10 protein-coding genes are annotated in these 11,446 nt (G+C 66.4%); 2 read left to right on the top strand and 8 right to left on the bottom strand.

What is annotated here, in order from left to right:
• Positions 1-23: 23 nt before the first annotated feature.
• The 8 genes from mraY to coq7 form a co-directional block, all read right to left on the bottom strand.
• Complete coding sequence (mraY, locus tag AC1RWI_RS22910) at positions 24-1,193, bottom strand: phospho-N-acetylmuramoyl-pentapeptide-transferase (protein WP_017227540.1); 1,170 nt, start codon at positions 1,191-1,193, stop codon at positions 24-26.
• Positions 1,194-1,273: 80 nt separating this feature from the next.
• Positions 1,274-2,689, bottom strand: coding sequence for a UDP-N-acetylmuramoyl-tripeptide--D-alanyl-D-alanine ligase (locus AC1RWI_RS22905; protein ID WP_043349828.1), 1,416 nt, complete (start codon positions 2,687-2,689; stop codon positions 1,274-1,276).
• Positions 2,686-4,233, bottom strand: a complete 1,548-nt coding sequence (locus tag AC1RWI_RS22900; protein WP_043349833.1) for a UDP-N-acetylmuramoyl-L-alanyl-D-glutamate--2,6-diaminopimelate ligase — start codon at positions 4,231-4,233, stop codon at positions 2,686-2,688. The genes AC1RWI_RS22905 and AC1RWI_RS22900 overlap by 4 nt, the downstream gene beginning before the upstream one ends.
• On the bottom strand, positions 4,230-6,029 hold the full coding sequence (locus tag AC1RWI_RS22895) for a peptidoglycan D,D-transpeptidase FtsI family protein (RefSeq protein ID WP_043349836.1): 1,800 nt from the start codon (positions 6,027-6,029) through the stop codon (positions 4,230-4,232). Before AC1RWI_RS22895 ends, AC1RWI_RS22900 begins: the two co-directional genes overlap by 4 nt.
• Positions 6,026-6,349: a cell division protein FtsL gene (gene ftsL, locus AC1RWI_RS22890; RefSeq protein WP_043349840.1), complete on the bottom strand. Its 324-nt coding sequence runs from the start codon at positions 6,347-6,349 to the stop codon at positions 6,026-6,028. Before ftsL ends, AC1RWI_RS22895 begins: the two co-directional genes overlap by 4 nt.
• Positions 6,346-7,359 carry a 16S rRNA (cytosine(1402)-N(4))-methyltransferase RsmH gene (gene rsmH, locus AC1RWI_RS22885; RefSeq protein WP_043349844.1) on the bottom strand — a complete coding sequence of 338 codons (1,014 nt, stop codon included), beginning with the start codon at positions 7,357-7,359 and terminating at the stop codon, positions 6,346-6,348. The genes ftsL and rsmH overlap by 4 nt, the downstream gene beginning before the upstream one ends.
• Positions 7,360-7,366: 7 nt before the next feature.
• The gene (gene mraZ, locus AC1RWI_RS22880) at positions 7,367-7,795 is read right to left on the bottom strand and encodes a division/cell wall cluster transcriptional repressor MraZ (protein WP_043349847.1); all 429 of its coding nucleotides are present in this window, start codon (positions 7,793-7,795) and stop codon (positions 7,367-7,369) included.
• Positions 7,796-8,241: 446 nt separating this feature from the next.
• Entirely contained in the window at positions 8,242-8,865 is a 624-nt protein-coding gene (coq7, locus tag AC1RWI_RS22875; protein ID WP_043349850.1) for a 2-polyprenyl-3-methyl-6-methoxy-1,4-benzoquinone monooxygenase, read from the bottom strand.
• 331 nt (positions 8,866-9,196) lie between these two features.
• On the opposite strand from coq7, the gene AC1RWI_RS22870 reads away from it, so the two are divergent.
• A complete protein-coding gene (locus AC1RWI_RS22870; RefSeq protein ID WP_043349853.1) occupies positions 9,197-10,294 on the top strand; it encodes a porin in 1,098 nt (365 codons plus the stop codon).
• An 88-nt stretch (positions 10,295-10,382) separates the two neighbouring features.
• Positions 10,383-11,399, top strand: coding sequence for a Bug family tripartite tricarboxylate transporter substrate binding protein (locus tag AC1RWI_RS22865; RefSeq protein ID WP_043349858.1), 1,017 nt, complete (start codon positions 10,383-10,385; stop codon positions 11,397-11,399).
• Positions 11,400-11,446: the final 47 nt, after the last annotated feature.

The raw sequence follows: 11,446 nt of genomic DNA, 5'->3' as shown, positions 1-11,446 counted from the left end.
GCGTTAGTAGATATGCGCTGGCTTCAGCGCAACTTGAGCGACGACAGCCCGATCAGCACCAACAACATGGTGATGATCCAGAAGCGCACCGTCACCTGCGTTTCCTTCCAGCCCGACAATTCAAAGTGGTGGTGCAGCGGCGCCATCTTGAACAACCGCCTGCCCTCGCCGTAGCGCCGCTTGGTGATCTTGAACCACCCCACCTGCAGCATCACCGACAGCGTTTCCACCACGAAGATGCCGCCCATCACGAACAGCACGATCTCCTGGCGCACGATCACTGCCACCGTGCCCAGCGCGCCGCCCAGCGCCAGCGCGCCGACGTCGCCCATGAACACCTGGGCCGGGTGGGCGTTGAACCAGAGGAAGGCCAGCCCCGCCCCCGCCAGCGCTGAACAAAAGATCAGCAGTTCGCCGGCCCCGGGAATATGGGGGAACAGCAGGTACTTGCTGTAGACCGAACTGCCCATCACGTAGGCAAACACGCCCAGCCCGCTGCCGACCAGCACCACCGGCATGATCACCAGGCCGTCCAGCCCATCGGTCAGGTTCACCGCATTGCTCGAACCCACGATCACCAGATAGGTCAGCACGATGAAGCCGGCCACGCCCAGCGGATAGCTCACTTCCTTGAAGAAAGGCACGATCAGGTTGGACTTGTAAGGCATGTCGAGCGACAAACCGCCTTCGACCCAGCCCAGGAACAGGTCCCACACCCGCACATTGCTGCTTTCCGATACCGAGAACGCCAGGTAGACCGCGGCCACCAGGCCGATCAGGGTCTGCCAGAAAAATTTCTCGCGGCTCGACATGCCGCGCGGATCGCGATAAACCACCTTGCGGTAGTCATCCACCCAGCCGATCGCGCCGTAGCCCAGGGTCACCAGCATCACGACCCAGATAAAGCGGTTGCCCCAGTCGCACCACAGCAACGTGGAGATGGCGATCGACACCAGCACGAGCACGCCACCCATGGTGGGCGTGCCGGCCTTGACCAGGTGCGACTGCGGGCCGATGGTGCGCACCGCCTGGCCGATCTTGAGTTCGGTCAGCTTGCGGATCACCCACGGCCCGAGGCCGAGCCCGATCAAAAGCGCGGTGAGGTTAGCCATCACCGCGCGGAAGGTCAGGTAGTTGAAGACCCGCAGGAAGCTGTAGTCGTTTTGCAGCCACTGGGCCAGAGCCAATAACATCGTGTGTCCGTATTCCTTTCGACAACCACCCAGCGGCGCCGGGCTATCTGATTGATTGCGTAAATAACTGTTGATGACGATTAATGCGCGGGAGTGTTTGCGACCAGCGCATCGACCATCCGTTCCATCCGCATGAACCGAGATCCCTTCACCAGTACCGCGCTTGCCGCCGCCACGGTACCGTCCTTGTCTTGCGCCAACACCTGGGCGAGGTCCTCGGCCCGTTCGAAATACCGGGCTGCGGCGCCAAACGCCTGCACCGCGTGCACCATGGCCGCGCCCGTCGCCCACAGCGACTCGATGCCATGCGCGCGCGCGTAGGCGCCGATCTCCGTGTGAAAGGCCGGCCCCTGGTCGCCCACTTCACCCATGTCGCCCAGCACCAGCAAACGCGGCGCGGCAAACCCGGCCAGCACGTCGATGGCCGCCCGTACCGAATCGGGATTGGCGTTGTAGCTGTCATCGATCACCAGCGTGCCGCCGGTGGCATGCTTGACCTGCAGCCGGCCCTTGACCGCGGCAAACCCGGCCAGCCCTGCCTGGATCGCCTCGATGCCGACGCCCGCGCCCAGCGCGCAGGCGATCGCCGCCAGCGCGTTGCGCACGTTGTGGGTGCCAAGCACCGACAGGCGGACTTCGAACGCAGCACCAGGCGCGCTGACCTGCATCACTTGCACGCCGTCGTCCAGAGCCACATCGGCGCGAACATCGGCGCTGGCATCCAGGCCAAACGACAGCACGCGGCGCGCACCGGCTGCCTGGCGCCAGATGCCGGCATGCGCGCCGCCGCCTTCGGCGTCGAGCGGGAACACCGCCACGCCGTCCGCGGGCAACGCCGCGATCGCCGCGGCGTGTTCATGCGCCACGGCCTCCACGTTCACCATGAACTCCTGGTGCTCGCGCTGCGCGTTGGTCACTACCGCCACGGTAGGCTGGGCGATGCTGGCCAGGTAGACGGTCTCACCCGGGTGGTTCATGCCGAGCTCGAGCACGGCGAGCCGGTGCGCAGCGGACAGGCGCAGCACAGTCAGCGGCAGGCCGATATCGTTGTTCAGGTTGCCGCCCGTTGCCAGGCGGGCGCCCTCCCCTACCGCCGCCGCGAAGATCGCGGCGATCATTTCCTTGACGGTGGTCTTGCCGTTGCTGCCCGTCACCGCGACCGCGGGCAAGCTGAAACGGCGGCGCCAGCCGGCGGCCAGCTGGCCCAGCGCCAGGCGCGTATCGGGCACCACGATGGCGGGAATGCCAAGCGCGGCATCGGGCTCGCGGTCCACCAGCACCGCGGCGGCGCCACGCGCCACCACGTCTGCCAGGAAATCGTGCGCGTCGAAGCGCTCGCCCTTGAGCGCGACGAACAGGTCGCCGGGCTGGACCGTGCGGCTGTCGGTCAGCACGCGCGAGAACCCCCGGCTGCCTGCGCCATCGGGCCCGGAAAGACGCGCGCCGGCGATCCAGCCGGCGGCTTGCTGCAAATCGGTCATGGTGTATTGCGTCATGCTGACACCCCACGCGTGCCCAGCGTCAGCCGGACATGCTCGCGGTCGGAGAAAGGCCGCTTGCGGCCCTGCACCTCCTGGGTGGCTTCGTGCCCCTTGCCCGCCACCAGCACCACATCGGCTACGGTGGCGTGCTTGATGGCATACAGGATGGCGGCTGCGCGGTCCTCGATCAGGTGCGCGCGGCTACGATCGGCCAGGCCGTCGGCAATGGCGTTCAGGATGTCTTGCGGGTCTTCGCTGCGCGGGTTGTCGCTGGTCAGCACCACCTCGTCGGCAAGCCGCTCGGCCACTTCGCCCATCAGCGGGCGCTTGATCGGGTCGCGGTCGCCGCCACAGCCGAACACGCACCACAGCCGGCCCTTGCGGGCCTGGGCCACGGGGCGCAGCGCGTCCAGCGTCTTTTCCAGCGCATCCGGGGTGTGGGCGTAGTCGACCACTGCCAGCGGCCCGTCCTGGCCGCCATGGCTGCCGCCGAACAGCTCCATGCGGCCATCGACCGGCTTGAGCGTGCGCAGCGCGTCGAGGGCTGCGTCCCAGGCAATGCCGTTGGCCAGCGTGGCGCCGAGCACGGCGAGCAGGTTGCTGACATTGAAGGCGCCGATCATCGGCGTGCTGACATCGGCGCTGCCGAAGCTGCCATCCACATGGAAGGCCGTGCCGGCAGCGGTGGCGCGCACGTTGGTCGCGCGCAGCCACTGTCCTGCCTTGCGGGTCGGGCCGGCCGCGCCATCGATGCCGTACTCGATCACCTGCGCGGCGAGCGCGGGGTTGGCCAGCAGGCGACCACCCATGGCATCGTCGCGGTTGATCACGGCGGCACGCAGGCCTGGCCATTGGAACAGCAGGGCCTTGGCGGCCTCGTATTCGGCCATGGTGCCGTGGTAGTCGAGATGGTCCTGGGTCAGGTTGGTCAGCACCGCCACCGCAAAGTGCGTGCCGGCCACGCGGCCTTGCTCCAGGCCGTGCGAGGACACTTCCATGGCGACCGCGCGCGCGCCGGCGCCGTGCAGCGCAGCCAGGCTATCCTGCAACTGGACGGCGTCGGGCGTGGTGAAGCCGGTCGCCGTGATCGCGTCAGGAAAACCGGTGCCAAGCGTGCCGATGGTGGCGCAGCGCTTGCCCGCGGCCTGCAGCACGCGCGCCAGCCACTGGCAGCACGACGTCTTGCCATTGGTGCCGGTGATGCCGGTCACGGCGAGATCGCGCGCGGCGTTGTCATACCAGCCGGCGGCAATCGGGCCGGCGAGCTGGTGCAGGCCCGACACGCCAAGATGCGGCACGCCTTCGCCATGCGGCCAGGCGAAACCATCGGCCTCAAAGACCACGGCACTGGCGCCACGGGCGATCGCCTGGGCGATATGGGGGCGCCCGTCGGTCGACAGGCGCGCGTTGCCCAGCACATAGGCAAAGAACACATCGCCCTGGGCCAGACGGCGCGTGTCGCCCGTCAGCTTGGCGCCGGCGGGGGCGTGCTGGCGCAGCCAGGCCAAGGCATCGCCAGCCTGCGCGGCCACTTCGAGGGGGAGCAGCGGCTGGCTCATTGCGTCGCGCTCCACGGTTCGCTTTCCTGCACCTTGTCGCTCACGACCAACTGCCGGATCGGCGAGTCCGGTTGCACATTGAGCGCGCGCAGCGCGCCGCCGGTAATCGCGGAAAAGGCCGGGCCCGCCGCGGCGCCACCGTAGTGGCTGCCGGAGGTAGGCTCATCCACGCTCACGGCCACGATCACGCGCGGGTTGGACATCGGCGCCAGGCCGATGAAGGAAGCCCGGTACTTGCTGCGGTCGTAGCCGCGGCCAACGTGCTTGTACGCCGTGCCCGTCTTGCCGCCAACCCGGTAGCCCATCACCTGGGCTTCGGGCGCAGTGCCGCCAGGCGCCGTCACCGTCTCCAGCATGGCACGCACCTGGCGCGCCACCTCGGGCGACAGCACGCGCTCGCCAGTGACCGGGCCCTGGTTCCGGAACATGGTGACCGGGATCAGTTCGCCATCATGGGCGAAGATCGTGTAAGCGTGGGCGATCTGGAACAACGACACCGACAGGCCGTAGCCATAGGACATGGTCGCCTGCTCGATGGGCCGCCAGCTCTTGTACGGGCGCACCCGTCCGGCCACGGCGCCGGGGAAGCCGATCTTGGGCGCCTGGCCCAGGCCCACGCTCATATACATATCCCACATTTCCTGCGGCTTGAGCAGCATCGAAATCTTGGTCGTGCCGATGTTGCTGGACTTCTGGATGATGCCGGCCACGGTCAGCGCCCCGTAGTTGTGCGTGTCGCTGATGGTGGCGCCTTCGTAGTTGAACTTGCCGGTCGTGGCAAATACCGTCGACGGCGTGACGCGCTTGAGCTGCAGCGCCAGGCCGATCGTGATCGGCTTCATCATCGAGCCCGGCTCGAAGGTGTCGGTCAGGACCCGGTTGCGCAGTTGCTCGCCCGACAGGCGGGTGCGGTCGTTGGGGTTGTAGGTCGGCCAGTTGGCCAGCGCCAGCACCTCACCGGTCTGCGCGTCGAGCACCACGGCGCTGGCCGCCTTGGCCTTGCTGCGCTCGACGATGGCCTTGACCTCGTTGTAGGCCAGGTACTGGATCTTGGCGTCGATGGAGAGCTGCTGGTCCTCGCCGTCGCGCGGCGTCTTGAGGATGCCCACATCCTCCACCACGCGGCCAAGGCGGTCCTTGATCACCTGGCGCGCGCCGGACTTGCCGGCCAGCACGCCCTCGCGCGCCAGCTCCACGCCTTCCTGGCCGCGGTCTTCGACATTGGTAAAGCCGACGATGTGCGCCATCGCCTCGCCTTCCGGATAGAAGCGCTTGTATTCGCGGGTCTGGTGAATGCCGTCGATCTTGAGCGCGGCGATCTTGTCCGCGACGTCCGGCAGCACCTGGCGCTTCAGGTAGACAAAGCTCTTGTCTTCCGTGAATTTGCGGCGCAGTTCCTTGTCGCTCATGTCGAGCAGCTTGCTCAACTGGCGGATCTTGTCAGCGTCGATCTCGTCGGGCACGTCCTCCGGGACCGCCCAGATGGCCTTCACGGGCAAGCTGGTCGCCAGCACCAGCCCATTGCGGTCGAGGATCTTGCCGCGCGTTGCGGGCAGCTCGAGCGTGCGCTGGAAGCGCTTCTTGCCTTCGGCCTCGTAGAACTGGTTGCCCGGGCCCTGGATCCAAAGCGCGCGCCCAGCCAGGGCGACGAAGGCGGCGAACATCATGAACACCACCAGCTTCGAGCGCCACATCGGCAGGCGCAGGCCAAGCACGGGGCTAGCGGCGAACTGGCCGGTGCGCGGGCGCGAAGGGTTGCCGCGCTGGGCGTTTTGCGAGGGCCGGGCGATGGTCATGGCTTACTCCCCTCGGGTGCTGCGGCCGCGGGCGCGCTGGCGGGCGGCGCGTCCAGCACCACGCCGGCCAGGTACTGGGTCCTGCCGGGAAGCACCGGCGTCATCTTCAGCTGTGTCCGGGCTGCGTCCGCGATGCGCGCGCTCTTGCCGAGCGAGCTCTGCTGGTACTGCAAGCGGGACCAGTCGATGTCGAGCTGCTTTTCTTCCGCCTGCGCTCGCTCGTGGGCAACGAACAGGGTGCGGGCCTGGTGCTGCGCGCTCACCAGCGAGAGCGCGCACAGCATCAGGGCAGCCAGCAGGAAGAAAGTCAGGCGGTTCATGGGTGGCCCGCCTTCTGGGTGGAGGCGGACGAAGGGGACGCCGGGGACGGCAGCTTCTCGGCCACGCGCATCACCGCGGAGCGGGCACGCGGATTGGCGGCAACCTCTTCGGCGCCCGGCTTGACCCGGCCGAGCAGCTTCAGCGTGGGCTGCGGCAGCTGGTCCGCGCGCAGGGGCGCGCGGCGCATGGCGGGATCGGCATTCTGCTGCGGACGGGCGTGCGCCTGCATGAACCGCTTGACGATGCGGTCCTCAAGCGAATGAAAACTGATGACCACCAGCCGCCCGCCTTCCTGCAATAAGTCGTAAGCGGCGCTCAGGCCGCTTTCGAGGTCCGCAAGCTCTTGATTGACGTGAATCCGTAGAGCCTGAAAGGTGCGGGTCGCAGGGTCCTGACCCTTCTCGCGTGTTTTGACGGCTTTCGCCACGAGCGCGGCAAGCTCGGCAGTAGTGGTAAGCGGTCCGCCATGGCCGGGTTCGCTCCGGCGAGCAACAACCGCCTTTGCAATCTGTACAGCAAACCGTTCTTCCCCATAGTCCCGTACCACCCTTGCGATGTCTTGCTCATCCGCTTGCGCCAGCCACTGCGCGGCGGTAATGCCGCGCGTGGTGTCCATGCGCATATCCAGCGGTCCCTCGAAGCGAAAGGAAAACCCCCGCTCCGCGTCGTCGATCTGGGGTGAGCTGATGCCCAGGTCGAGCAATATCCCGGCGACCTTTCCCCGGCCCGCCAGCGCCGCCGGCATCTCGGCGAAGCTGGTGTGCTCAATGGAGAAGCGGGCATCCTTGATGGTGCCCGCCTCTGCGATTGCTGCCGGATCCTTGTCGAAGGCCACCAGTGCCCCGGCCGGGCCCAGCCGGGCCAGAATTGCCCGGCTGTGCCCCCCTCTGCCGAAGGTGCCGTCCACATAGACGCCATCGGGCCGCCAGACCAGGGCTTCGACAGCCTCGTCCAGCAACACGGTGCGATGGCGCAGGGCGGTGGTCCCCGGCGTTTGGGTTGAGCTCATGACCTCGTCAGAAAGAGAAATTCTTCAATGCGTCCGGCATGCCCTGCGCCATCGCCTGCTGTTCCTTGGCGGCGTAGGTCGCGGCATCCCAGACTTCGAAATGGCTGCCCATACCGAGCAGCATGACTTCCTTGTCGAGCAAGGCGGCGCTACGCAGCTCGGGCGCGATCAGCACCCGGCCCGCGCCGTCCATGTCGACGTCGGCGGCATTGCCCAGGAAGATGCGCTTCCACCAGTGCGCGTCCATCGGCAAAGCCGCAATGCGACCACGGAAGTTTTCCCATTCAGGGCGTGGAAACAGCAGCAGGCAGCCGTCCGGGTGCTTGGTCAGCGTTACCCGGCCCTCGGCCTGCTGTTGTAGCGCTTCACGGTGCCGCGCCGGAATCGACATCCGGCCCTTGGCATCCAGTGACAGCGCCGATGCGCCCTGAAACAAGCTAGCTCCCCGGTCCGCGCCGGCATGCTTGCCACCGGCTGGCGCGTGAATCCTTTAAATCCGACGTTGGGCGATGATCCCATAGCCAGACTGCGTTTTCACACAAAAACACACTTCCTCACACTATTTCCCACTTTAGAGGAAGCGATTTCACGGGTCAAGGCTCGTTATGGGGCAACAATCCGGGTTTTTTTAATTAGAACAATGACTTAGCGCGCACACCTCGCGCACCGAAAAAGTGAATTCCCAATGAAATGAAGATCTTATGGAAGAAAACAGAGAAACCACCTGAGAACAACCGAGGAAGGAACTGCCTGCAGCAGGAAAATCGGCCGAGCCGGAACGATGGAAGGATACAACGTTTTCGCGTCTACCCCGCGTGCGGGGGGCCTGGCTTGCCGGCGCGCGAAGCGACAGGGCGGGGCGTCCCGCTCCGGCGCCGTCCCTCAGATCCGATAAGCGGCGGTGGTCATCACCTTGGAAGCCGCCCGCATCATCGCGCGCACCGGCGAGGGCAGCGGCATGCCGCCCGCCTCGCGCGCGGCGGCGCCGTGCCTCACCTCGTCATCGCGCATCTGCTCCAGGATCGCGCGCGACCGGTCGTCGGCAACGGGGATCTGCTCGAGATGGCCATTGAGGTGCTGCTCGACCTGGTACTCGGTCTCGGAGACGAATCCCAGGCTGACGCGGTCGCCGGCTCGCCCCGCCGCCCAGCCAATGGCAAACGCGCCTGCGTACCAGAGCGGGTTGAGCAGGCTGGGACGCGAGCCGAGCTCGCGCAGGCGTTCGGCGCACCAGCCGAGGTGGTCTTCTTCCTCGCGGGCAGCCTCATCCATCTGCGCGCGGACCTGCGGCGTGCGCGCGGTCAGCTTCTGGGCCTGGTAAAGGGCCTGCGCGCAGACCTCGCCCACGTGGTTGATGCGCATGAGCCCGGCCACGTGGCGGCGTTGCGTCTCGTCGAGGCTCTGCGCATCGGGCGCAAGCGCATCGGCGGGGTTGGCGCGGCTGGCGCGGGTGACGCCTGCGATCGCACGCAAGGCCACATCGAATTCGCGAATCAAGGTATCCATGGATGCATGCGCTGGTGGTTGCTCGAAGCGATTCCGCGCCCCACTCCCTGGCTGAAGCGGGAGATGGACCGATGAATACGCCCTCGGGATTTCCCGCATTGTACCGTGGCCGGCTTGCCGGGCTTCTCCCGCCTGGCCCGCGCCGACAAGGGCCAGATACTCCAAAACCCTGAGTTGTGAAAAGCTGACAAGGGCAGTGAACCCGATTGTGAATCGAAGGCGGTTTGTTACAGTAGTTGGCAGCTTCTGACGAAGTTGGGTAAGCGGAAAATGGAGACTCAGGAGGTTTCTCCGCTGGCCACCAATAATTCTTACACGGAGATCATCGAGCATGAAAAAATCGCTTCTCGCGCTGGCTGCGTTGGGTGCATTCGCGGGTGCCGCACAGGCCCAGTCCAGCGTGACGCTTTATGGCGTGGCGGACATGAACATTGAATACGTCTCACACATGTCCAGCAGCGGCACCAGCGGCCCCTCGGGCAACGTGACGCGGATGAGCTCGGGTGGCCTGTCCGGCTCGCGCTGGGGTCTGCGCGGCGTGGAAGACCTGGGCAGCGGAATGAAAGCCCTGTTCGTGCTCGAAAGCGGCTTCAGCCTGGATACCGGCTCTTCGCAGCAAGGCAGCCGCCTGTTCGGTCGTCAAGCTTATGTCGGTCTGGAAAGCGCCCAGTTTGGCCGCATTACCCTCGGCCGCCAGTACACCACGCTGTTTGACCTGCTCGCCAACTTCTCGCCCAGCGGCTACGCTACTCAGTATGAACCGGTGGTCGCCCAGCTCGGGGTGAACTTCCGCTCCGACAACACTGTCAAGTACACCGGTGTGTTTGGTCCGGTGACCGCGATCGCCCACTGGTCGTTCGGCGCCGGTGCGCCGGGTGGTGGTGAGGTCCCGGGCCAATTCCGCCGTGACACCGCGTACGGTGCCGGCTTCGGCTATGCTGCCGGCCCCTTCGGCGCCACGATCGCCTACGACCAGTTCAACCCCACCGAGAGCGCTGCCGCGGGCACCAGTGCCACCTACAAGAAAGCCGCCGTGGCCGGCAGCTACGCCTTTGGCCCGGCAAAGGTCATGGCCGGTTATCGCTGGGGTCAGGCCAAGAGCTCCGCGGGCGCCAGCCTGCTGCGCGACGACTACTACTGGATTGGCGCCAACTACCAGGTCACGGCACCGCTGGGCCTGACACTGCAGTACAACTACGACAACGTCAAGAGCATGAACGGCGTCAATGTCCCGAATCCGTGGCAAGTCTCGTTCATCGCCGACTACAGCCTTTCCAAGCGTACCGACGTCTACCTGACGACCGCGTATGCCAAGAATGCGGGCCTGAACCTCGACACCGCGGCAATCGGCTTCGCCAATGGCTATCCGCTGGGCGCCGGCAAAACCAATATGTTCGGCGCTGGCGTCGGTATCCGCCACAAGTTCTGAGCAATTCCGCCCTGCTTGCAAAGGCACCTTCGGGTGCCTTTTTTGGTTTGGCAGCCTGTGCCGCTGCCGCCCCATCAGGAGACCGCCCATGCACCGCAACCGTCGCCGCGCAACCCGCCTGCTACTCGCAACGCTCGCCAGCACATGCGTTGGCACGCTGACCGTACCCGCGCCCGCGCAAGCCGCAGACCCCTACCCCAACAAGCCAATCCGCCTGGTGGTGCCGTTCCCCGCCGGCGGCACGACCGACATCATGGCGCGCGCAGTGGCCGCCGAGCTGTCGAAGCTCCAGGGCTGGAACGTAGTCGTCGACAACCGGCCGGGCGCGGGCGGCAACATCGGCACCGACATGGTCGCCAAGGCCGCGCCGGACGGCTACACGCTGCTGATGGGCACGGTGGGCACGCATGGCATCAACCAGTCGCTGTACGGCAAGCTGCCGTTCGACCCGGTCAAGGACTTCACCCCCATCACCGAGGTGGCCTCTGTGCCCAATGTGCTGGTGGTCAACCCCGCCTTCGCGCAGCAAAACCGCATCAACAGCGTCACCGACCTGATCGCCCATGCGCGCGCCAACCCCGGCAAGCTCAACATGGCGTCGAGTGGCAACGGTACCTCGATCCACCTGGCAGGCGAGCTGTTCAAGACCCAGACCCGTACCTTCATGGTGCACTTTCCCTACAAGGGCAGCGGCCCGGCCCTGACCGACCTGGCCGGCGGCACCATGCAGCTCATGTTCGACAACCTGCCCTCGTCGATGGCGCTGATCAAGAGCGGCAAGCTCAAGGCGCTGGCTGTCACCAGCGCCAAACCGTCACCGGCGCTGCCGGGCGTGCCAACGGTGGCAGAGGCGGCCCGCCTGCCGGGCTTCGAGGCCAGTTCCTGGTTCGGCTTGCTGGCGCCCGCCGGCACGCCGCATGAGATCGTCGCGCGCGTCCAGCAGGAAGTCGCGCGCGCGCTGGGCACGCCGGCCATGCGGGAAAAGATGCTGGCCCAGGGCGCCGACCCGGTCGGCAACACGCCGGAACAGTTCGCCGCCTTTATCCGCGCCGAGCTCACCAAGTGGGCCAAGGTGGTCAAGGACTCGGGCGCCAAGGTGGATTGAGGCGCGCGCCGGCCCGTGGCTGCGTGCAAGCGCATATACTTGAGGCA

The sequence above is a fragment of the Cupriavidus sp. MPR-AND1C genome (genome assembly GCF_058809705.1).
The sequence above is the reverse complement of the archived record's forward strand: the minus strand, read 5'-3'. Positions and strand labels throughout refer to the sequence as shown.

Excerpts from the sequence above, each read along its gene's own strand:
- mraY (WP_017227540.1), bottom strand. The coding sequence starts at position 1,193 with ATGTTATTGGCTCTGGCCCAGTGGCTGCAAAACGACTACAGCTTCCTG.
- AC1RWI_RS22905 (WP_043349828.1), bottom strand. The coding sequence starts at position 2,689 with ATGACGCAATACACCATGACCGATTTGCAGCAAGCCGCCGGCTGGATC.
- AC1RWI_RS22900 (WP_043349833.1), bottom strand. The coding sequence starts at position 4,233 with ATGAGCCAGCCGCTGCTCCCCCTCGAAGTGGCCGCGCAGGCTGGCGAT.
- AC1RWI_RS22895 (WP_043349836.1), bottom strand. The coding sequence starts at position 6,029 with ATGACCATCGCCCGGCCCTCGCAAAACGCCCAGCGCGGCAACCCTTCG.
- ftsL (WP_043349840.1), bottom strand. The coding sequence starts at position 6,349 with ATGAACCGCCTGACTTTCTTCCTGCTGGCTGCCCTGATGCTGTGCGCG.
- rsmH (WP_043349844.1), bottom strand. The coding sequence starts at position 7,359 with ATGAGCTCAACCCAAACGCCGGGGACCACCGCCCTGCGCCATCGCACC.
- coq7 (WP_043349850.1), bottom strand. The coding sequence starts at position 8,865 with ATGGATACCTTGATTCGCGAATTCGATGTGGCCTTGCGTGCGATCGCA.
- AC1RWI_RS22870 (WP_043349853.1), top strand. The coding sequence starts at position 9,197 with ATGAAAAAATCGCTTCTCGCGCTGGCTGCGTTGGGTGCATTCGCGGGT.
- AC1RWI_RS22865 (WP_043349858.1), top strand. The coding sequence starts at position 10,383 with ATGCACCGCAACCGTCGCCGCGCAACCCGCCTGCTACTCGCAACGCTC.